Origin of the sequence: Azospirillum argentinense, assembly GCF_000632475.1 — a bacterium.
GTDB lineage: Bacteria > Pseudomonadota > Alphaproteobacteria > Azospirillales > Azospirillaceae > Azospirillum > Azospirillum baldaniorum.
In genome coordinates, this window is sequence record NZ_CP007793.1 from 2,683,102 (window position 1) to 2,703,652 (window position 20,551).

Genomic DNA, 20,551 nt, shown 5'->3' on the forward strand with positions numbered 1-20,551 from the left:
GGATTTGTGGGAGCCGTCGTTCGCCATCGGCGCCTCAGGCGAACAGCGCGTCGATGTCGGCCTGCGAAATCTCGCTGCCGCCGCCCGACGGTTCGGGCGCCGGGGCGGCGGGTCGCGGAGCCGGCTTCGCAGCGGCGGGAGGCGGAGACGGAGGCGGTGGGGGCGGTGCCGGCGCCTCGGCCGGCTCGGCCCGCTCCAGCACCTGGGGGATCTGGGTGGCCAGCGTGTCGAACAGGGCGTCGATGTCGTCCTGGCTGACCTCCGGCCCGCCGAGTTGCGGGCCGTTCAGCAGATGCGCGTCGGGCCGGGTGTCGCCCAGCTTGCGGTGGGACGCCCCCTCGCCCATGGACGCGGTTTCCGTGGCGGAGGCGATGCGGTCGACGCCCCAGATCTCGATCATCGTGTTCACGCGCTGTTCGATGTAGCGCAGCGTGTTGACCACCTTGGTGGTGCGCTGACCGGTGATGTCCTGGAAGGCGCAGGCGGTCATGATCTCGATGCTCCAGGCGTCGATGGCGTCGACCATCTCCGCGATGTCGGGATCGGTGCGCGGGATGCCCTGGGTGATCTCCTGGATCTTCTCGGTGGCGTTCAGGATGTCGGTGGTCGCCCGCTCCGTCGCCGCGACGATCTCGTCCAGCTCGCCGGTCGCCGCCTCGATGCGGTTCGACCCGGTGTCGGCGGGGCGCAGCGCGGCGATGTCGCTGCGCGTCTCGCGCACCACCTGGGTGATCGACATCAGCTCCTGCTGAAGCTGCAGGCCGTCGCCCAGGCCGCTGTCCATCCCGCCGCCCGGCACCGGACGGGACAAGGCGCCGGGGTCCACTCCGCGCAGCCGGTTGACCTGCTGCTCCAGCGCGCCGGTCAGCCGATGGAACTCGTCCACCGCGACCACGCGGGATCGTCGGTCACGCATGCGCAGGAACGCGCGGCCGCGCGCGGTCTGCGACAGCGCCTCCTCCATCTGGAGGTAGTCATGCTCGGTCAGTTCCATCAGAGGAACGTCGCTCATCGTCGTCACCGTCGGCGGGCCGCTGTTGAGATTCCGCCATGGAGGAAAGCACGTCTTAGGAAAACTGAGGTTACACCAGACATGGCCTGGATTTCAGGCAAATCCTGCACATCTCTGCCTCGCAGATCCCGCTGAACAAAGTCTTAATGAAGTCATGGGCGGTGCGCGATGACGCACCCCTCGTCATGCAACCAATCATGGAAGCCGTTCACCGGGTCGGAATTGGGAAAGAGGGCGGTGACGCGGCATTGAGGATTCTCCCGTCGCCGCCGCTGCCCTATACTTCTCTGCCCCGGCGCGGCGGGCAGTAAGGCAAAGGGCGGTGGGGCAAAGGGCGCACAGGCTTGACCCAAGGGCGCCGTTCGCCCACATCAGCCGCGCCAACGCGGTACGGAACAACAGGAACGGGGACAAGATGCCGATGACGACGACGCTTCGGTTCGCGGCGCTTCGGTTTGCAGGGGCGGCGTGCGTGGCCGGGCTTTTGGGGATCGGCGTTCCGGGCGCGGGCCTGGCCCCAGCACCCGCCGCGGCAGCCCTGCCCGCCGGGGTCACCGGGGTGACGACCATCGCGCCGATGCTGGAACAGGTGACCCCCGCCGTCGTCAATATCGCCGTCCTGTCGCGGGCGCCGCAGGCCGAGAACCCGCTGCTCCGCGACCCCTTCTTCCGCCGTTTCTTCAACGTCCCCGAGCAGCAGGCCCGCCCGCAGGTCAGCGCCGGGTCGGGCGTGATCGTGGACGCGCGGCGCGGCTACGTCATCACCAACGCCCATGTGGTGGAGAACGCGCAGGAGATCGCCGTCACCCTGAAGGACCGCCGCCGCCTGCGCGCCAAGCTGGTCGGGCGGGACGCGGCGACCGACATCGCGCTGCTGAAGATCGAGGCGGAGAAGCTGACCGCCCTGCCCTGGGGCGATTCGGACCAGCTCAAGGTCGGCGATTTCCTGGTCGCCATCGGCAACCCCTTCGGGCTGGGTCAGACGGTGACCTCCGGCATCGTCTCGGCGCTCGGCCGCAGCGGGCTGAAGATCGAGGGGTACGAGGACTTCATCCAGACCGACGCTTCCATCAATCCCGGCAATTCCGGCGGCGCGCTGGTGAACTTCAACGGCGAGCTGGTCGGCATCAACACCGCCATCATCGGGCCAGCGGGCGGGTCGGTCGGCATCGGCTTCGCCGTCCCGGTCAGCATCGTCCGCTCGGTGATGGAGCAGCTGGTCGAGTATGGCGAGGTGCGGCGCGGCCGGCTGGGGGTCTCCATCCAGGACCTGACCCCCGATCTGGCCGACAGCATGAATCTGGCCGGCGACGCCGGGGCGGTCATCGCCCAGGTGGAGCGCGGATCGGCCGCCGAGCGCGCCGGCTTCCGCAGCGGCGACGTGGTGACCGCGGTGAACGGGCGCCCGGTGCGCAGCGCCACCGACTTCCGCAACCGCATGGGTCTGGTGCGGGCCGGCACGCCGCTTCAGGTGACCGTCCTGCGCGGCGGCAGCGAACGGGTGCTGAACGTCCGCACGGCGAACTAGACCCGGCGAACCGGATCGGGATAACCATGGTCTGATGATCGGCCGCCCCTCCCCTCCCCGCCGGCAGGCACCGCCCGCCCCCATGGTCAGCGCGGCCCAGCGCCAGCGCGAAGTCGCCCGCATGCTGATGCGGCTCGACGACATGCTGAAGAAGTGCGGGGATCTGGCGGCGGCGGCGCGGGAGCGCGTGTCGGTCGGCGGGATGGGCCGCTACCGCAAATTCTCCCGCAAGGTGCGCGACTTCTTCTCGCTGGCGGCGGTGACCCAGGAACGGCTGGACGCCGCCCCATCGGAGATGGAGGAGCTGATCGGCCCGATGACCACCGCGCTGGAACGCCTGCACGCCCGCATGGTGATCCTGTTCGTGGAGGAGAGCCTGGGCTTCTTCAACACCTTCGCGCGGGTCAAGGCGCTGCCGATCGGCACCCACGAGACGGTGGGGGTGGAGTTCCGCGCGCTGATGGAGATCCGCAAGTTCCTCGACGACCCGCTCTACGACGGGGAGCGCGGGCAGGGCCTGCGCAAGCAGACGGACCGCGTGGCCGTGCTGATGCGCGCGGTGATGGACCGCTGCCCGCCCCTGCCCGACTTCGGCGACGAGCCAAGCATCGGGCCGCGCGGGACGGTGAACAAGCCGCTGCGCCCGCCGCGCGCCGCCGCGCCTCCTGCCGCAGGCCGGGCGGCGGAGCCGCGCCCGCTGCCGCAGCCCGATTCCCAACGGCCCGATCCCCGACTGGAAGTCCGTCAACTGTCCCTGGACGACGAGGACTGACGGCCCGCCGTCAGCCTTCCGCCGGCGACGACTGGCGGTGGTGGCTGTGCGCGTCCACGCCGCGCAGATGCTCGGCGGCCTCGTGCAGAGCGCGCTCGCTGGCGCTGTCGGGGGTTTGCAGCCCCGCCTCCGGACCGGGGACGGCGTCCTCCTCGGCGATCTCGCGGGCGGCCTGCTGCCAATGCTCGATGTGGCGCCCCTCGGGACGGCCCTCCCGCTCCCAGATGGCGTGGGCGCGCTCGCGGACGCGGGGGTCGTCGGGGCCGGTGTGATGCTCCATGGCGCTGTCCCTCCTCGGCGGTCTGTTGTCATGACCGTCAACAGGCGGACCGCACCGGCGTGCCGCAGACCTATCCGCTACAGCCAATAGAGCGGACTGACCCCGAACAGCCAGGGATGCACCGCGATCATCGCGGCGTAGGCGGCCAGCGCGCCCAGCACACGGCCCCAGCCGATCTCGCCGGGACGGAAGCGCTGGCGTCCGGCCAGGATGGCGGCGAAGGGCAGCGCCGAGGTCTCCGCCCGGTAGGCCCGCCCGGCCGCGCTGCGGCGCAGCAGCCAGTCGTTCTTGACCATGGCGAACAGGGCGATGGCCGCCATCGCGACGAACAGCACAACCCGCCGCCCGTCCCCGGTGGCTTGCAGGTGCAGCAGCGCCCACAGGAGCAGCCCCATGGAGCCGGGAAAGCGGGTGATCCGGTAGATGCCCCGCGGCGGGTTTGGGGCGTCGGGCTCGCCAACCTTGCTGGTGACGCGGGCGGCGATCAGCAGGAAGGACAGCGGCATCAGCGCGACGACCAGCGGCGCCGCCCAGCCGGCGGGAACGAACAGCGGCTCCCCGCCACCGGCCTCGCGGTAGGCGCAGACGAACAGCCCAAGCGCCAGCAGCGAACCCAGCGAATGCAGGGCGACGAACCCGCCCCGCCCAAGCCGGGCGATCAGCCACGGCCGCACCCCCGGCCAGGACGGCACGGCGTGGGTGGCGAACAGGAACAGGGCGGCGAGAAGAAGATCGGTGGTCATGGGCCGCAAGGAAACACCGCTTTGCCGGGCGGAGTCTTGATGAACGTCAAACTTGGAGCCGCGAAGGCAAACCGCGTCCGAGTGTGGCGCAGGCCACAGCGGGGATGGGCGGCGGGGCGTAGTGTCTGGTCATCGGACAGGCCGGGCCCCGACGCAGACGGAACCGGCAGACAAATCCCCCAGACACCAACTCCCCAGACACCGGAAGGAAACCACACCATGCGCCGCACCACCCTGATCGCCGCCGCCGTCGCCCTGCTCTGCTCCGCCCCGGCCTTCGCCGGCGACCTGATGACCGGCGGCATCCCGCTCGGCAACGCCAGCAACCTGGGGGTCATCTCCAACACCGCCGCGGGCATCCAGAACAAGGCGCAGCAGCAGGTGATGGGTGTCCAGGCCGGCGGCGGGCTGGCCGGTCCCTTCGGCACCGCCTCCAACCTGGGCAACGTCTCCAACCTCGCCGCCGGCGTCGGCAACAAGGCCAAGCAGCAGGTGGTTGGCGTGCAGGCCGGCGGGATGGGCGGCGGTGTGAAGACGCCCTTCGCTCTGGGCGGCTTCAACAGCAACGCCGGCACCGTCAGCAACAGCGCGGTCGGCATCGGCAACACCGCCCAGCAGCAGGTCAAGGCCATGCAGTTCGGTGCGCCGGGCGCCCTGTTCAACCAGAACCTCGGCACCGTCTCCAACCTCTCCGCCGGCATCGGCAACAAGGCCCAGCAGCAGGTCATCGGCATCCAGAAGTAACCACCTCCCCATCCACCCTCCCATTCAGGCAGACCTTGCGGCCGGGGCACTCCCCCGGCCGTCTTTTTGCGCGCAGGCGGGGCGTTTCCCGGCGCGGATGTGCGGAGAAGGAACCTTCCACCCGACGGCGCGTTGGAGCGGCGAACACTCTCCCGCGGCCGTGCGCCGCGGTCATTCGGGAAGCCGCAGCATGAACCGCAACAGCATTTCGACATTGGGATGGCCCAGGGTGGGATGGAGGGCCGCGACCATCCTGTCGGCGTCGCTCGGGCTGGCCGCCTGCGCCGGCAGCGTGCCGCCGCCGACCGCCCAGCTCGGCGCGTCGGCGCAGGCCATTCAGCAGGCCGAACGGGCCGGCGCCCTCGAACACGCCCCCGCGGAGTTCCAGTCCGCCCGCGAGAAGCTGGCCGCCGCCGACGCCGCCATGCGCGAGGACGAGCGGACCAAGGCCCGCCGCCTCGCCGAGCAGGCGCAGGCCGACGCCGAACTCGCCACCGTGCGTTCGCAGCGCGCGACGGCGCAGCAGGCCGCCAGCGCCGTGCGCACGCTCGCCAACCCCAAGGCCGGTATGCCGGGCGCTCCGCTTCCGGGCCGGGCGCCCGCCGCTTCCGCGGCCGCTCCCCTGGCCCCGTCGGGCATGAGCGGGACCTCGACCTGGGATTCCCCGCGCACGCTGGAGGGCACGCCGTGATGCACACCACAAAGAAATCCCAAACGGTGCGGAAAAGTCTGGCCCTGGCGTCGCTGGGCGTCGTCGCCCTGTCGCTCGGTGCCTGCGCCACCCCGGACGACACGCCGGCGCTGGCCCAGGCGCGCCAGTCCTATGCCGGCGCCGCCGCCAACCCGCAGCTGGCCAGCAACGCCACGCTGGAGCTGCGCCGCGCCGAAGAGGCGCTGCAGCGCGGCGAGCGGGCGCGCAGCGACGGCAACTCCGCGGAGATGGACCATCAGGCCTATCTCGCCAACCGGCAGCTCCAGATCGCCCAGGACGTGGCGGCGATGAAGGGCGCGCAGCAGGTCGTCGCCAACGCCGAGACCTACCGCCTCCAGGACCAGATCCGCGCCCTTCAGGCGGAGCGGACGGAGCGCGGTCTGGTGATGTCGCTGGGCGACGTGCTGTTCGCCACCGGCAGCGCCCGTCTGACGCCGGGCGCCGACGCGCGTCTGAGCGAACTCGCCAACTTCCTCCAGCGCAATCCGGAACGGACCGTGCGGATCGAGGGCTACACCGACACCACCGGTTCGTCGGCCACCAACCTGCGCCTGTCGGAGGAGCGGGCCATGGCGGTGCGCGACGCGCTGACCGCGCGCGGCGTCAACCCCAGCCGCATCGCCGCCCAGGGCCTGGGGTCGGCCCAGCCGGTCGCCTCCAACAGCACGGAGTCGGGACGCCAGCAGAACCGCCGCGTCGACATCGTGATTTCCGAGCCGGGCTCGGTGGCGGAGACGCGCTCCTGACGGGCCATGCTGCCATTTGACGCACATTGCGCTTGAACAAGAAAGGGCGGGCCGGAAACGGCTCGCCCGCTTCGATTCCGGCCCGATTTCCGGCCGTTTTTCCCGCTCCACCATTGCGCAGGAAGCCCGGTCATTCGGAAAAATTGTCTCGAATGCAGGGCAAAATCAATGCTTCTTTACCTTTTAAGGTGTGTGGTTTTACGATGCGCGAACATGAGGGACCACGGCGTCCTTTTGATTGCGCGGGGATTCGGAATGACCACTGGACAGGGTGACGAGGGAGCGATGCTCAGCAGGGGATTTTTGAAGGCGCAGGCTCTGCTTCTCCTCATCATCGGCCTGCCGGTGATCGTGGTGGTGGTTCTCCTCAACCCGCTGTGGAACGCCACGCTGCACCGCTTCGGCGTGCCGGAGGGGCCGGCGGCGGCGCTCGGCATGATCGTCACCATCATGGTGGTGATGGTCGTGCAATATTGGGTTCTGGAAACGCGGCGGACCATGGTCACGTCGCTGTTCAACTTCATCCCGCACGAACAACTGACCTTCGACGGCGAGACGCTGACGACGGACGAGGCCAACCGCCTGTTCGTCACCCTGCACCGGGATTCGGAGGAGTGGCGCCGCCTGCTGCGCGACAACGGCATGGACGGCCCGCTGGACGAGTTCGGCAGCCTGTGCGCCGCCCGGCTGGCCTTCGCGCGCCGCCCCCAGGGCATCCCACCGGAGGCGGAGCGCGCCATCGCCGAGGTGCCGCAGGCGGTCGAGCTGGCCAAGGCCCGCGTCGGCGGGGCGCTTGATCAGGCGGAGCGGGAGGTGCAGGCCCTGCGCGCCCGCCTGTCCGACACGCAGGACGCGGTGGCCTCCCTGGTCGGCTTCATCCGCGACAGCGGGGTGCAGATCGCCGGCCGCCACGACGACGCCCAGCGTCGCGCGACGGAGAACCACACGCTTCTCGCCAGCCTCCAGGAGCATCTCGACCGCCGCCGGGCGGAGGCGACCTCCGACCTGACGCGGTTCGAGCAGATCGTCGCGGAGTCCCGCGCGCTTGAGGATTCGGTCAACGCCATCACCCGCATCATGTCCGCCACCAACATGCTGGCGCTGAACGCCGCCATCGAGGCGACGCGGGCCGGGGAATACGGCCACGGCTTCCGCGTGGTGGCGAACGAGGTGCGCGATCTGGCACGCCAGTCGAACGAGGCCATCCAGGTGATCCAGAAGGGCATCGACCGCATGCAGCAGGCGATCGCCCAGCAGATCGCCGGGCAGGACGCCCAGGCCAAGGTGGCCGCCGAGCACGCGCTGCTGTCCGATCTGGCCGACCGCCTGCAAAGCCTCAGCGCCGGCCAGCAGGACGTCGCCGGGCACGAGCGGCGGCTGATGGGTGAGCTGGACCGGCTGGGCGATTCCCTGACCGACACGCTGGCCGGTTTCGCCGGGGACCTGCGCGTTCCCGAGGGGCTGCGGCGGGAGCTGGACGCGATCAGTGGCGGGCTGGCCCGGCTGAACGGTCTGGAGGAGGATCTGCGCGGCCTGTCCGGCGTCCGGAAGCGCGCCGCCTGACCGACCTGCGCGCCGCGCCGCTCAGCGGTCGCCGCGCTCGGTCTCGACCATCGCCCGCGCCACCGCGTAGACCCCGGCGATCGCCCCGGCGGTGAACAGGGCCGCCCCCACCGCACGGGTCAGGGAGCGGGCCGGCGCCGGGGCCGGGGGCATGCGCTTCCACACGGCCCAGGCTTCCTCCGGGCGGTCGGGGTCGGCGATGCGCAGGGCGGCGAAAGCCTGCTCCGTCAGGCCGGGGTCGGTGTCGGGCAGCGGCGCCAAGCGGCGTCCGGACGGCTTGTTCAACCGGTCGATGGCGGCCACCAGACTTCCCGTGGCGCGGACGGCGGCGGTCATCTCCGACGGGTCCACACCCAGATGCTCGGCCAGCAGGCGGTTGCGCACCGCGGCGATGGCGTTGCCGGTGCTGCGGTTGGCGTCGCTGCGGTCGCCCGGCGGCGCCTCCACCGCCAGATCGCATTCGGTGTCGTAGCCCATGGAGCGGTTGTTCAGGTTGCTCGACCCGATGCGCAGCAGCCGGTCATCCACCACCATCAGCTTGGAATGCACGACGATGCCGTTGCCGCCCTCGGTCAGCGGGGTCATGGCGCGCAGGCGCCCGTGGCGGTCGGCGGCGCGCAGCTCCTGAAGCACGACGCCGCGCGGCGTGTCCATGGCCATGCGGTCGAACCAGCTCGGGCTTTCCATGGGAACGACGACCACCACCTCCGGCCCGTCCGGCTCGCGCAGCCGCCGGGCCAGCGCCTCGGCCACGCGGAAGGAGGCGAAATACTGGTTCTCCAGATAGATGCTGTGGCGCGCCTCGGCGATGGCGGCGAAGGTCAGCGCCTCGTTCTCGCGAACCGGACGGCCGACCAGACAGTCGGGAAGCGTGCGGGCGATGCCCACATCCGCGTCGGTGATCAGCGGGTGCAGCCCCTCCGGCCAGGGGTCGGCGGCGCCCGCGAGAAACCCCTCCGGCGGCGGGGGCGGCAGCGCCTGCCCGGTGGCGTGGCTCCAGCGCTCGCGCGCCATCAGCCCCAGCGCGCGGGCGGCGGGGCCGTCCACCGCCATCATCACGTCGTGGCGCGGGGCGTGAAGCTCCCCGGTCGGCCAGCGGCGGCGCGGGTCGTTGTCGCGATGCTCCGGCGTGTCCCAGCGGTCGCCGGCCAGATCGATGCCGCCGCAGAAGGCCAGCGCATCGTCCACCACCACCAGCTTCTGGTGCTGCGCCGCGCCCACGGGCAGGGCGTCGTCCAGCTCCAGCGTCAGCCGCGGGCCGGTGCGCCGGTTCAGCCGCTCCAGCGGCCCATGCGGATGCTCCAGCGAGATGGGAAACGGCATGTCCCACTTCAGCGCGTGGATCTGCAGCGACGGGTGGTGGCGGATCAGGCGGGCGAGGAAATCGCCCAGCGTTTCCGGGTCGTGGGGGTCGAGGCGCATCCGCGGATCGATGTCCCAGCCGAGCAGGATCACCGACCGCCGCGCCCGCAGCAGGGCGGCGCGCACCGCCGCGAAGAAGGCGGCGCCATCGACCAGCACGGCCACCCGGTCCGCGCGCTCGGTCCGCCAGCAGGTGGCGCCGGGGCGCAGAATGGGCCGCACCCCGGCATGGTCCGCCGCATCCCGATGATCGCTCATTCCTGCCTCGACGTGCCGTAACGGTGCTTGCGTCAACTCTTCCGGCGGCGGCCTGTTCCGCAAGGCGACCGGCTGCTCCGGAATCGCCCGGCATCCGCATCTGGGTGGGGGCGGACGGAACGCCCGGACGGCGGGTGGCTCGCCAAAAGATCGGACCAAAAGATTGGATGACCGTCCGGTTTCTCCGCAACGATGCGCCGGGCCTTCTGTTGGGAGTGGCGAATGGGGGACGGGCGCGCCGCAGGGCGCCGGACTGAATCCCCGCCCGAACCCCCGCCAGGAAGGCGCCCGGCCAAAGGGCGCCGCCACCAGATGGAGAGATGAGGATGCGTACCCTGTTGATCGCCGCCGCGTCGGCCCTCGCCCTGATGGCCGGCTCCGCCGTCGCCCAGTCGGGCGGCACCGCCGTGAGCCCGACCGTTCCCAGCACCACGACCTCGCCGTCCACCGGCCTGAGCACCTCCGGCCCGGGCTCCACCCCGGGCAGCGTCACCACGCCGGGCACCGCCGGCTCGACCGGCACCATGAACTCGCCGGGGACCACCGTGCCCGGTTCGTCGGGCAGCACCATGGGCAATGGCACCATGGGCAGCGGCACCATGGGCAGCGGCTCGTCGGGCGGCACCTGGCAGGGCCAGACCACGGCGCCGTCGGGCCTGGGCAGCGCCACCAGCAGCAACCCGGCCCGCGACAACCAGACCGCGACCGGCACCCATTGCCCGCCGGGCACCCCGAACTGCGGCCCGGACGGCAGCAAGTAACCGCTTTCCATTAATCGCCTTCAAGCTTTGCAGCGAAGGGCGCGCCGGGACCTCCGGCGCGCCCTTTTCCGTTTCAGCTCACCGGCTCCGCCCTGACCGCCGCCGGTTCACCGGAGTCCACCGCGGGGGGAGCCTCGGCGGGGAAGCGCAGGACGAAGCAGGTGCCTCCACCCTCTTGGCCGCCCTCCCGGCCCTCCACCCGGCTTTCGACCCGGATGCTGCCGCGCAGGCGGGTGGTCACGATGTTGTAGACGATGTGCAGGCCAAGCCCGCTCCCCCCCTCGCCGCGCCGCGTCGTGAAGAAGGGGTCGAAGACGCGCCCCAGATGGGCGGCGGGAATGCCGCAGCCGTCGTCGCAGAAGCGCAGTTCGACCTCCTGCGGGTTGGGGCGGGTCGCGGCGACGGTCAGCGTGCCGGCCCGCCCGTCCGGATAGGCGTGGACCACCGCGTTCATGGTCAGGTTGGTCAGCACCTGGAACAGCGCGCCGGGATAGCTGTCCACCCACAGGCCCGCCGGACAGTCGATCACCACGCGGTGGGGGGTCTGCTTCAGACGCGGGCGCAGGCTGGTCAGCACGTCGTCCAGATAGGCGGCCAGATCGACGCGGCGCCGCTCCTCGCTGGTCTGGTCCACCGCGGTCTGCTTGAAGCTCTGGATCAGCTCGGCGGCTCGGTTCAGGTTGGTTTCGATCAGCCGGCAGGCCTCCCCGGCGGTGGTCAGATAACCGGTGAAGTCGGCGCGGCGCAGCGTGTTGGCCTCGACCCCGCGGACCACCTTGCGGGTCTGGTCGGCCAAGTGGGTGATGCCGGTCAGGGCGATGCCCACCGGCGTGTTCACCTCGTGCGCCACCCCCGCCACCATCCCGCCAAGCGAGGCCATCTTCTCCGCCTGGATCAGGTGGGCCTGGGTGTCGCGCAGATCGGCCAGGGCGCTCTCGGCGCGCTGCTTGGCGGCCTCCGTCTCCTCCTCCGACCGCTTGCGCAGGGTGATGTCGTTGACGGCGATGAGGATGGCCGGCTCGTCCACGTCATGGATCTCCACGGCGGAGATCATCGCCCAGAAGGGCCGCCCCCCGGCGGTGCGCATCTCCATCTCCAGATCGCTCGCCGCCCCCTGCTCGGCCACCAGACGGGACAGCCGGGCGGCGTCGGACGGGTAAACGAAGAAGCGCGCGTTGCGCGTCAGCGCCAGCCGCTCCCCCTCGGTCCCGAACAGCGCCTCGGCCTGCGGGTTGGCGAACAGGACGGCGTCGTCCGACCGCCGGACGATCACGATGGGAAAGGGCGAGGCCGCCAGGATCGCGCGCATCCGCTCCTCCCCCGCCTTCAGCGCCTCGGCGTAGGCGTGGGTCTCCACCAGCGCCGTGCCGAACCGCTCGACGCTGGTGGAGATGGCCTGAAGCTCGGCGAACAGGGCGGGCGGCAGACGGACGGTGCGGCGCGCCTTCTGAACCATGGCCAGCGCCTGCGAGGCGCGGCGGATCGGGCGGACCACATGGACGCGCAGCAGCACGTAGAGCAGCGTCTGCACCGCCGAGGCGATGCCCAGCCCGACCAGCACGATCCACAGACCGCTGCGCGCCTGATCGGTCAAGGTGTCGGCGATGCGCCGCGTGTTGGTCGCGGCGGCGTCGGTCAGGCTGCCGCTGAGGTCGTTCAGCACGCCGTGGGCGATCTCCGTCTCCAGCCCCATCAGACCCGCCTCCGCCAGGATGGTCCGGCGCAGGGTGAACAGCGCGCCCAGCCCGTCGAGGTCGCGCGCGGTGCGGGCCAGCGGCGCCCGCTCCCCCGGCTCCAGCGGGATCAGCGCGTTCACCACCGCGGCGGCGTGCTCGTGGAAGCGGGCGACCTCGGCGGCGAGCTGCTCCGTGTCCGTCGCGATCAGCCCGGCGGCCAGCGCCTCCAGCGCGCGGTGGTAGGGCTCCTGCACCGCCAGGGGGGCGCCGGAGCGCAGCAGGCTCAGGAACGCCTCGTCCCCCTTTCGCTGCAAAGTGATGGCTTGGGCCGCCAGGGCGTCGATGGCATCGGCCCGCTCGGCCGTGCGGCGCACCGCCTGGATGGCCGTTTCGAGCCGCTGGAGAAGCTCCGGAGCCGCCGCGTCCGCCGCGAAGCGCTGCGACACGCCTTCCACCTCGGCCAGGGCACCGGCGCGCTCCTCCGGCGAGCGCGAGCGCAGGACGGCCTCGGCGAGCTGGCCCATGCGGGCGGCGAAGACGGCGTATTGGTGCTGGCGGGCGATCTGGGGAACGATGGCGCGGTCCGCCTCCTCCGCGAGGTCGAGCACCCGGACGAAGGCGCCGCCCACCCCAAGCGTCAGCCCGGCCATCAGAAACGCCGTGGCCAGCGCGGTGATCATCGTCACCGTGTGCAGCCGCAGCCGCCGGCCCGCCTGTTTCTCCGTCACGCCCTTGCCCCTCCGCCGTTGCGGCGGCCCGATCGCCAAACCCCGATCATTCGGCCCGATCGTTAGGATAGCCGCTTCCGCGCGCGAGGGAAATGGTGGCACAACGAACAGTTAGGGAGCGATCACACGGGTGAGGAGCGATCACAAGGCCGCAGCGTCCTCCAGGCTGGCGGTTCCGGCGGCGGTGGCGGCCAGGGTGCGGAACAGCGCCTGCTGGCGCTGGTCGGCAACCAGATATTCGGGATGCCACTGCACCCCGATCAGGAAGGGGTGGTGGACCGCCTCGATCCCCTGGACGATCCCCACCGTCTCGCGCGCCACCACGCGCAGGCCGTCGCCCAGCCGGTCCACCGCCTGATGGTGCAGCGCGTTGACCCGGCATTCGGCGATGCCCAGGATGCGGTATAGATGGCTGCGCGGGTCGATGCGGATGCGCTTGCGCGGCAGCACGGTGCGCAGGCGCGGCGCCTCCTCGTACACTTCGTGGATGTCGGTGAGCAGCGAGCCGCCGCGGTGCACGTTGATCATCTGCGAACCCCGGCAGATGCCCAGAACGGGAAGCCGCCGCGCCGCCGCGCCGTCCAGCGCGCACAGCTCCAGCCGGTCGCGCTCCGGGTCGATGCGCATCTTCGGGAGGGCGGTCTCGCCGTAGAGGGCGGCGTCGATGTCGTCGCCGCCGCCGACCACCAGACCGTCCAGCCGCTCGATGGGAAAGGGATCGCGCGCCGTGATGCGCACCGCCCGCGCCCCGGCGCGGCGCAACGCAAGCCGGTTCGCCCACCAGGCGATGCGGCTGCCGTGAACCGACGCGGTGACTCCGATCAGGGGGCGTCCCCGTGCGATGAAGGCGGCCATGTCGCCCCCGTCAGACGGCGAGCCGCCGGCCCGCCTCGGCGGCCCAGCCGTCCAGCGCCTCGCGCGCGGCGAAGGCGCGGAAGTCCGTCCCCAGCGCGTCGAGCCGATCGCGGTCCGCCGCCAGCTCCTCCACCGCCACCCAACGGTTCCAGTCCTGGGCCAGGCTCCAGTCCGGGTCGCCCAGCCGGGCGTTCGGCAGGCGGTAATGGAAGGTCGGGCGGGGCCGCACATGCGGGTCGCTCAGCTTGGCCGCCATCGTCTCCGGGGCGAGATGGGCGAACAGCGGGAACAGGTCCAGCTCGCGGTTGCGCGTCGGGTTGGCCTCAAGATAGTCGCCGACCAGCCCGTCGAGGTCGGGACGGTAGGCGGGATCGACGACCTTCACCGCGTAGTCCACCGGAAAGGCGGCGATGAAGCCGGTCAGGCGCCGGGTCGGGTCGACGCGGATCTCGCGGCGCAGCCAGGGGGCCAGCAGCAGGAAGGCCTTCAGATGGTCCAGCACATAGTCGCCGTCGGTGCGCGCCACCTGCGGATTCAGGTGCAGGCCGAAGGCGAAGAGCGGGCTGGCGTCCGTGCCGGCGGCTCCCTGGGCGCTCAGGGCGGCGAACAGGGGCTCCAGCTCGGCCAGCCGGTCGATGGGAATGGGCGGGGCGGCGATCTCGAACGGCATGACGAGGCTGCCGATGTTGCCCCACCAGGGCCGCAGCGCCTCCACCACGCCATCCACCGCCTTGCCCACCGCTTTTCCCAGCGGGCCGGCGTCGCTCTCCTCCGTCTTGCCCGGATGGGCGGAGCGCATGTCCAGCTCCACCGCGAAGTCGCCCAGCCGCGTGCCGGTCACCCGGCAGCGGTGCGGGTCCTCCGGCTCCAGCGCGCCCCCGTACAGGCTGCGCACCACGGCCGCCGCCGACGGGGCGTCGAGATTGGCGAATTCGACCTCCACGCCGACCGTGCGCGGGGCGCCGTCCGTCGTGGTGGAATGGGGGGGCGTGCGGAATGCTGTGTCCATGGCGCCCGTTCAACACGGCGCGCGGCACGGCGGTTCCCCGGCCGCCGACCTGTTCAGCCGGGGATGTCGCCCGCCGCCCGCGGCAGATAGAGCGTCACGGTGGTGCCGGCCCCGACCGTGCTGGTCACGGTGACCGTCCCGCCCGACTGCCGGGCGAAGCCGAAGACCTGGCTGAGCCCCAGCCCGGTTCCCTTGCCATCCGGCTTGGTGGTGAAGAAGGGTTCGAAGATGCGGCGCAGATGATCAGGCGGGATGCCGGTTCCGGTGTCGCGGACGGCCAGCGCCACGAAATCGCCGGTCAGGCCGGTGTCGTCGCTCCGCCGCCCCGGCAGGGCGCGGTTTTCCGCCATGACGGTCAGCGTTCCGCCCTCCGGCATGGCGTCGCGGGCGTTCACCGCCAGATTGAGCAGCGCCACCTCCATGGCGTCCGGATCGGCGATGATCGGCCAGAGGTCGTCCGGAACGATCAGGGCGGTGTCCACCGCGCTGCCGGCGGAGCGCGCCAGCAGAGCCTCCAAAGACGCCTTGCGGTCCTGAAGGCGGAAGGGCACCGGTTCGTAGACGCTGCGCCGGCCGAAGGCGGCCATCTGCCGCATCAGCGCCTGCCCGCGCGCCACGGCACCCTCGATCTCGGGCAGCACGCGGGTGATGCGCTCGGCGTCGTTGGGACGGCTGCGGATGGCGGCGATGCCGCTCATCACGACGGTCAGCAGATTGGCGATGTCGTGGGCGACGCCACCGGTCATGCGGCCAAGGGCCTCCAGCCGCAGGCTTTCCTCCCGCGCCGCCTCCTGGCGGCGGCGCAGCCGCAATTCGCGGGCGAGGAGCCACAGGAAGGCGCCGGCCATCAGCAGGCTGGCCAACGCCCCCACCCCGGCCAGCCAGACCGCGTTGGAGACCGGTGCCCGATAGGCGTCCTGCGGGATGGCGAAGTGAACCGACCATCCATAATCGGGCAGCGTGCGGAAGGCGACCACCGTCGGCGTGCCCTCCAGGCTCATCCCGTCATAGACGCCGCTGCCGGCGGCGCGGCGGGCGCGAAGCGCGTTTTCGCTGGCGTGGCGCCCGATCATGTCCGGCTCTCCGCCGGCCCGTGCCACCAGACGTCCCTCGGCGTCGATGACCGCGGCGATCCAGCCCGGCGGCAGGCGGTTGCCGAACAGCAGGCTCTGGAAGCCCTCCGGCATCACCACCGCCGACAGGACGGCGACCGGCGCGCCGTTGCGCGTCACCGGAACGCGGATGGGGAAGGCGTAATTGCCGCGCGGTCCGCGCAGGATCGTGCCGACCGCCGGCTGGCCCGTCTCCACCACGCGCCGGTGGCTGTCCATGTCCAGCACCCTGCCCCGGACACCGCCCACCAGGAAGGGAGCGTCGACCAGCCGGTTCCCCTCGACGTCGCTGAGGACGATGGTCGTCCACAGGGGAAGCGCGCTCTGCACCCGCTCGGCGTATTCGAAGAAGGTCACGGCGTCGAGTTCGCGGCCCGCGGCGAGACCGTCCAGCAGGGGCGACGCCGCCACCGCCTTCAGCGCGTCCATCTGCGCGGACAGCTCGCGGTCCACCAGGGCCGACAACCGGTCCACCCGCGCGATGGCGTTGGCCTCCATCGCGCTCTGCTGCCCGCGCAGCCAGGCGCCGCCGAGAACCGCCGACAGGACAACCAGAGGCAGCAGCGCGGCCAGCACCAGAAGGACCAGCGGACGATGATGGGACTTCAACGGCAAGCGGGTCTTCCGGATCGGCGGGGCGTGTACTGTACCACGCCTGTCCTCCGCTGAAAGCGGATGATCCGGTTCAGGAATGCTGCGCATCCCGGATTTACCATGGGTTGCAACGGCTTCGCTCATCCACCCATGGTAACCGCAGGACAAAAGGTTGCAGACACCTATTTTGCTGAGACGACGCAGGAGCCGCCGCAGAGGTGCGATCAAGCTGGTCTCTACAACCTTACCGTACAGGCTGGACTCCGCCCACACCGCGGAGGGCGGAACGGGACGAAGGAGAGCGACACATCCATTTCAAGCGGGACGTCATCAGCCACATCCGGCATCGCCCAGCAATGGCCCGCCCACAGCAACGGCCGCCCATTGATCGAAAGGGGTGATGATTACCTCTTCCGATAAAAATAAATCCGAAAATTTTAGGAGAAATACATAAGTAAATCTTCAACCTCACCCTTCCATATACCCCTTTATTTCCAGCAAGAATCCCGCGGGTTGCCAATCCGTAAGAAAATAAATCCCCTCCATTAACTGCGATTTAACCATGCAAAGGTTATTCGGAACACAGGCGAAACGATAGCGGACTTTCGGTTCCGACTGCTTTCCCGCCCGATGGGAGCCTGTGACACGATGACCTTGCTGGCCCGCCTTTTCCTGCTGGTGCTTCTGGCCGTTCTGCCGGCCCTGGGCATCCAGGCCTACAGCGTGTTCCAGTTCCGTGCGGAACGCGCCGAGGAGGTTGCGGCCCAGGCCGAGCGGTTGCTGCATCTGGTCGAAGGGGAGCAGGCCCGGATCGTCGACGGCGCGCGCTTGATGGTCACCTCCATCGCGGAATCGGCCACCCTGCGATCCGGCGACTACGCCCAATGCCAGGCCCATCTGATCCGGCTCGCCCAACGCGCCCCCGAATACCGCAACCTGTCCGTCCTCGACCGCGACGGCACCGTTCTGTGCAGCGCCGCGCTCGACCATGGCGCCAACCGTACCGCCGCCGACCGTCCCTACATCCGCCGCGCGCTGGAGGAAGGCCGCTTCGTCGTCGGCGAATGGACGACCCCCGGCCCGGCGGCGGAACCCGGCACCGCCATGCTGCCCTTCGCGGTTCCCTTCCGCGACGAGGCCGGCACAGTCGCCGGCGTGGTGACGCTCGGCCTCGACCTGCCCTGGCTGGCCACCAACTTCGCGGCGCGCCCGCTGCCCGAGAACGCCAGCCTGCTGGTCACCGACCGCAACGGCACCATCCTGGTCAAGCTGCCCAACGGCATCGCCCAGCGTGGCGAGCGCGTGCCGCAGCCCTATCTGGACCTGCTGGGCGAAAAGCGCGGCGGCGTCACCACCCTGCCGGGGATGGACGGGGTGGCGCGGGTGCTGGCCTATTCGCCGTCCCGCCAGGGCACGCGCGACCTGTTCATCAGCGTCGGGCTCGACCACACCGCCGTGGCCGGCACCATCGACCGCGCCACCCGCCAGGGCCTGCTGATGACGCTGACCGGGCTGCTGGTCGCCATCCTGGCCGCCTGGATCGGCGGCACCCTGTTCATCCGCCGCCCGGTCGAGGCGCTGATCCGCGCCACCCAGGGCTGGAGCGCCGGCAACTCCAGCGCGCGGGCCGGTCTGGTGGACCGCAAGTCGGAGATCGGCCAGCTCGGCCGCGCCTTCGACGCGATGGCCGAGACGCTGGAGGCCCGCGAGCGCGCGCTGCGCGGCTCGGAGGAGCATCTGCGCGCCGTCCTGGACACCCTGCCCACCTTCATCGGCGTGCTCAGCCCGGCGGGCGACGTGCTTCAGGTCAACCAGACCGCCGTCCAGGCGTCCGGCCTGCCGGTCGAGCAGATCGTCGGCCACCCCTTCCACGAGGCCTGCCGGCGCGCTTTCGCCGGGGCCGCGGGCGACCGCCTGCGCACGGCGGTGGAGCGCGCCGCCCACGGCGACTCCGCGCGCTTCGACGCGCCGGTGCGCATCGCCGGGGACCGCGCTGCGATCATGGAGATGCGGGTCACGCCGATGCGCGGTCCCGACGGGCGGATCACCCACCTGATCGTTTCCGGCATCGACATCACCGAGCGCAAGTCCACCGAGGAGGCGCTGCGCGTCGCCAACGAGCGCTTCCGCACGGCGCTACGCAACTCCGGCGTCGTGGTCTTCAACCAGGATTGCGCGCTGCGCTACACCTGGATGCACAACCCCGCCCTCGGCTTCACGGCGGACCGCGTCGTCGGCAAGACCGATGCCGAGGTGTTCGAGGACGCCGCCGACGCCGAGGTCGTGACCGCCATCAAGCGCCGCGCGCTGGAGACCGGCGAGGGCGTGCGCGAGGAGGTCCGCATCCGCCAAGCCGGGCAGGACCATTTCTACGACATGACCATCGACCCGCTGCGCGGCCCCGACGGCGCGCTGGCCGGCATCACCTGCGCCGCCGTCGACGTGACCGGCCGCAAGCAGGCCGAGGCCGACCTGCGCCGCGCGCGGGAGGCGGCGGAGCACGCCGCCGCCGGCAAGTCCAAGTTCCTGGCCGTCGCCAGCCACGACCTGCGCCAGCCCGTGCAGTCGCTCTACCTCTTCGCTGCCGCGCTGGGCGACCGCCTGCAGGGCCACCCCAGCCTGCCGCTGCTCGACAACATGCGTCAGGCGCTGGACACGCTGAAGGGCCTGCTGGACGGTCTGCTCGACATGTCGCGGCTGGAATCCGGCAAGATCGCCGCCAACCCGGCGGAGGTCCGGCTGGGCCAGGTGCTGGGCCGTCTGGTCGCCGAATACGCGCCGCGCGCCGCCCAAAAGGGGCTGGAGCTGCGCGCCGTCCCGACGCGGGCCTGGGTGCGCACCGACCCGTCGCATCTGGAGCGCATCCTGCGCAATCTGATCGAGAACGCGCTGCGCTACACCCGCCAGGGCCGCATCCTGATCGGCTGCCGCCGCAGCGGCCCCGACCGGCTGCGCGTCGAGGTGTGGGACAGCGGCGTCGGCATCCCGGCCGACCGGCTGGAGGACATCTTCGAGGAGTTCACCCAGATCCAGGGCAGCGGCGACCGCGGGCTGGGCCTCGGCCTCGCCATCGTCAAGCGCCTGTCGAAGCTGCTCGACCACCGCGTCCGCGTGCGCTCGAAGGAGGGCATCGGTTCCGTCTTCTCGGTGGAGATGCCGCGCGTCGTCGTGGAGAAGCCCCGCGCCGCCGTCCCGCCGCCCGCCATGGACCTCTTCCGGCAGGCCGCCAACGACTGCGCGACCAAGGGCATGGTGCTGGTCATCGACGACGAGGCGATCATCCTGCTCGGCCTGAAGGCGATGCTGGAGGGCTGGGGTTACAGCGTGCTGACCGCGCGCTCGGGCGACCAGGCGCTGGAACGGCTGCGCGCCGACGGTCGGCGTCCACAGATCGTTCTGGCCGACTATCAACTCCAGCAGGGGCGGACCGGGCCGGAGGCTCTGGCCGCGGTGCAGGGTCTGGTCGGCAAGGACGTGCCGGGCATCATCCTGACCGGCGACACCGCCCCGGAACGGCTGGACGAGGCCCGCCGCAACGGCTTCAGCATCCTGCACAAGCCGGTCTTCCCCAACGACCTGCGCAAGATGATGGCCAACGCCGGGGCGGCGTAAACGGAAGGAAAGCGTGCGGCGGCGTCAGCGCCGCCGCACGATCCGCCGCCACAGCGGCACCGGGTTTTCCTCGGCGGCTTTCTCGGCCAGCCACTGGTCGGCCAACTCGCGCACCTGCCAGCCGCCCAGGTAACGGTCGCAGTCGATGGCGCTGTACAGCCGCACCTTGTCCCGGCCGAGTCGTTCGAAATAATCCAGCGTGCGCTGGCGGTCCGTCGCGTTCATCGGCGGGTTCGTCGGCGGCTTCATCGGGTCCATGGAGCGCATCGGTCCGGCCTCCCCTCTGTGATGCCCAAAAGAACGGCATACACCCGTCGCGGTTTGTTCAGTTGGTATATGGATTGGGCACGCAAGCATCCCAATAAGCCTTTGGTTGCAAGAGCTTCCCTCCGGCCCTTCCAACGAAGGTCAGGCTTGCGCGGTCGCGGCCGCCCGTCCCTTCCCACCCGCCCCGCGGGCGTGCACAATGCGGCACACGGATGCG

The 20,551-nt window shown here is 71.0% G+C and carries 17 protein-coding genes; 8 read left to right on the forward strand and 9 right to left on the reverse strand.

Annotated features, from left to right (window positions below):
* Positions 1-34 precede the first annotated feature (34 nt).
* Positions 35-1,012: a hypothetical protein gene (locus tag ABAZ39_RS12605; protein WP_038529824.1), complete on the reverse strand. Its 978-nt coding sequence runs from the start codon at positions 1,010-1,012 to the stop codon at positions 35-37.
* A 421-nt stretch (positions 1,013-1,433) separates the two neighbouring features.
* Between ABAZ39_RS12605 and ABAZ39_RS12610 the strand changes: the two genes are divergently transcribed.
* A complete protein-coding gene (locus tag ABAZ39_RS12610) occupies positions 1,434-2,540 on the forward strand; it encodes a Do family serine endopeptidase (RefSeq protein WP_038531442.1) in 1,107 nt (368 codons plus the stop codon).
* 34 nt (positions 2,541-2,574) lie between these two features.
* Complete coding sequence (locus tag ABAZ39_RS12615; protein ID WP_038529827.1) at positions 2,575-3,312, forward strand: hypothetical protein; 738 nt, start codon at positions 2,575-2,577, stop codon at positions 3,310-3,312.
* A 10-nt stretch (positions 3,313-3,322) separates the two neighbouring features.
* Here ABAZ39_RS12615 and ABAZ39_RS12620 read toward each other — a convergent pair whose 3' ends face one another.
* The gene (locus tag ABAZ39_RS12620; RefSeq protein ID WP_014238612.1) at positions 3,323-3,592 is read right to left on the reverse strand and encodes a DUF2934 domain-containing protein; all 270 of its coding nucleotides are present in this window, start codon (positions 3,590-3,592) and stop codon (positions 3,323-3,325) included.
* 77 nt (positions 3,593-3,669) lie between these two features.
* Complete coding sequence (locus ABAZ39_RS12625; protein WP_038529829.1) at positions 3,670-4,335, reverse strand: NnrU family protein; 666 nt, start codon at positions 4,333-4,335, stop codon at positions 3,670-3,672.
* 219 nt (positions 4,336-4,554) lie between these two features.
* Between ABAZ39_RS12625 and ABAZ39_RS12630 the strand changes: the two genes are divergently transcribed.
* The 4 genes from ABAZ39_RS12630 (at position 4,555) to ABAZ39_RS35575 (ending at position 8,100) form a co-directional block, all read left to right on the forward strand.
* Positions 4,555-5,079 (forward strand): hypothetical protein, encoded by a 525-nt coding sequence (locus tag ABAZ39_RS12630; RefSeq protein WP_038529831.1) that lies wholly within the window; start codon positions 4,555-4,557, stop codon positions 5,077-5,079.
* Between the two features lie 229 nt (positions 5,080-5,308).
* Positions 5,309-5,770 carry a DUF4398 domain-containing protein gene (locus ABAZ39_RS12635; protein WP_038529833.1) on the forward strand — a complete coding sequence of 154 codons (462 nt, stop codon included), beginning with the start codon at positions 5,309-5,311 and terminating at the stop codon, positions 5,768-5,770.
* Positions 5,770-6,537, forward strand: coding sequence for an OmpA family protein (locus ABAZ39_RS12640; protein WP_051657994.1), 768 nt, complete (start codon positions 5,770-5,772; stop codon positions 6,535-6,537). The genes ABAZ39_RS12635 and ABAZ39_RS12640 overlap by 1 nt, the downstream gene beginning before the upstream one ends.
* A 255-nt stretch (positions 6,538-6,792) precedes the next feature.
* On the forward strand, positions 6,793-8,100 hold the full coding sequence (locus ABAZ39_RS35575) for a methyl-accepting chemotaxis protein (RefSeq protein ID WP_247875103.1): 1,308 nt from the start codon (positions 6,793-6,795) through the stop codon (positions 8,098-8,100).
* Positions 8,101-8,121: 21 nt separating this feature from the next.
* On the opposite strand, the gene ABAZ39_RS12650 is transcribed toward ABAZ39_RS35575, so the two are convergent.
* Positions 8,122-9,720: a phospholipase D-like domain-containing protein gene (locus ABAZ39_RS12650; protein ID WP_051657995.1), complete on the reverse strand. Its 1,599-nt coding sequence runs from the start codon at positions 9,718-9,720 to the stop codon at positions 8,122-8,124.
* A gap of 326 nt (positions 9,721-10,046) precedes the next feature.
* Here ABAZ39_RS12650 and ABAZ39_RS35580 point away from each other — a divergent pair, with 326 nt between their 5' ends.
* Complete coding sequence (locus ABAZ39_RS35580; protein WP_051657996.1) at positions 10,047-10,481, forward strand: hypothetical protein; 435 nt, start codon at positions 10,047-10,049, stop codon at positions 10,479-10,481.
* A 73-nt stretch (positions 10,482-10,554) separates the two neighbouring features.
* Here ABAZ39_RS35580 and ABAZ39_RS33000 read toward each other — a convergent pair whose 3' ends face one another.
* The 4 genes from ABAZ39_RS33000 to ABAZ39_RS12675 form a co-directional block, all read right to left on the reverse strand.
* The gene (locus ABAZ39_RS33000) at positions 10,555-12,885 is read right to left on the reverse strand and encodes a sensor histidine kinase (RefSeq protein WP_051657997.1); all 2,331 of its coding nucleotides are present in this window, start codon (positions 12,883-12,885) and stop codon (positions 10,555-10,557) included.
* A 141-nt stretch (positions 12,886-13,026) separates the two neighbouring features.
* A complete protein-coding gene (locus ABAZ39_RS12665) occupies positions 13,027-13,740 on the reverse strand; it encodes a gamma-glutamyl-gamma-aminobutyrate hydrolase family protein (RefSeq protein ID WP_038529840.1) in 714 nt (237 codons plus the stop codon).
* A gap of 10 nt (positions 13,741-13,750) precedes the next feature.
* Entirely contained in the window at positions 13,751-14,749 is a 999-nt protein-coding gene (locus ABAZ39_RS12670; RefSeq protein WP_038529843.1) for an amidoligase family protein, read from the reverse strand.
* 53 nt (positions 14,750-14,802) lie between these two features.
* On the reverse strand, positions 14,803-16,476 hold the full coding sequence (locus ABAZ39_RS12675; RefSeq protein ID WP_160174823.1) for an ATP-binding protein: 1,674 nt from the start codon (positions 16,474-16,476) through the stop codon (positions 14,803-14,805).
* 627 nt (positions 16,477-17,103) lie between these two features.
* Here ABAZ39_RS12675 and ABAZ39_RS12680 point away from each other — a divergent pair.
* Positions 17,104-20,067 carry a PAS domain-containing protein gene (locus tag ABAZ39_RS12680; protein WP_038529847.1) on the forward strand — a complete coding sequence of 988 codons (2,964 nt, stop codon included), beginning with the start codon at positions 17,104-17,106 and terminating at the stop codon, positions 20,065-20,067.
* Between the two features lie 24 nt (positions 20,068-20,091).
* Here ABAZ39_RS12680 and ABAZ39_RS12685 read toward each other — a convergent pair whose 3' ends face one another.
* Positions 20,092-20,334 carry a hypothetical protein gene (locus tag ABAZ39_RS12685; protein WP_038529849.1) on the reverse strand — a complete coding sequence of 81 codons (243 nt, stop codon included), beginning with the start codon at positions 20,332-20,334 and terminating at the stop codon, positions 20,092-20,094.
* Between the last annotated feature and the right edge of the window lie 217 nt (positions 20,335-20,551).

Coding starts and splice junctions, on each gene's coding strand:
- ABAZ39_RS12640 (WP_051657994.1), top strand. CDS start 5,770: ATGCACACCACAAAGAAATCCCAAACGGTGCGGAAAAGTCTGGCCCTG.
- ABAZ39_RS35575 (WP_247875103.1), top strand. CDS start 6,793: ATGACCACTGGACAGGGTGACGAGGGAGCGATGCTCAGCAGGGGATTT.
- ABAZ39_RS12670 (WP_038529843.1), bottom strand. CDS start 14,749: ATGGACACAGCATTCCGCACGCCCCCCCATTCCACCACGACGGACGGC.
- ABAZ39_RS12680 (WP_038529847.1), top strand. CDS start 17,104: ATGACCTTGCTGGCCCGCCTTTTCCTGCTGGTGCTTCTGGCCGTTCTG.
- ABAZ39_RS12605 (WP_038529824.1), bottom strand. CDS start 1,012: ATGAGCGACGTTCCTCTGATGGAACTGACCGAGCATGACTACCTCCAG.
- ABAZ39_RS12625 (WP_038529829.1), bottom strand. CDS start 4,335: ATGACCACCGATCTTCTTCTCGCCGCCCTGTTCCTGTTCGCCACCCAC.
- ABAZ39_RS12665 (WP_038529840.1), bottom strand. CDS start 13,740: ATGGCCGCCTTCATCGCACGGGGACGCCCCCTGATCGGAGTCACCGCG.
- ABAZ39_RS12630 (WP_038529831.1), top strand. CDS start 4,555: ATGCGCCGCACCACCCTGATCGCCGCCGCCGTCGCCCTGCTCTGCTCC.
- ABAZ39_RS12610 (WP_038531442.1), top strand. CDS start 1,434: ATGACGACGACGCTTCGGTTCGCGGCGCTTCGGTTTGCAGGGGCGGCG.
- ABAZ39_RS12620 (WP_014238612.1), bottom strand. CDS start 3,592: ATGGAGCATCACACCGGCCCCGACGACCCCCGCGTCCGCGAGCGCGCC.
- ABAZ39_RS12650 (WP_051657995.1), bottom strand. CDS start 9,720: ATGAGCGATCATCGGGATGCGGCGGACCATGCCGGGGTGCGGCCCATT.
- ABAZ39_RS35580 (WP_051657996.1), top strand. CDS start 10,047: ATGCGTACCCTGTTGATCGCCGCCGCGTCGGCCCTCGCCCTGATGGCC.
- ABAZ39_RS12615 (WP_038529827.1), top strand. CDS start 2,575: ATGATCGGCCGCCCCTCCCCTCCCCGCCGGCAGGCACCGCCCGCCCCC.
- ABAZ39_RS12685 (WP_038529849.1), bottom strand. CDS start 20,334: ATGCGCTCCATGGACCCGATGAAGCCGCCGACGAACCCGCCGATGAAC.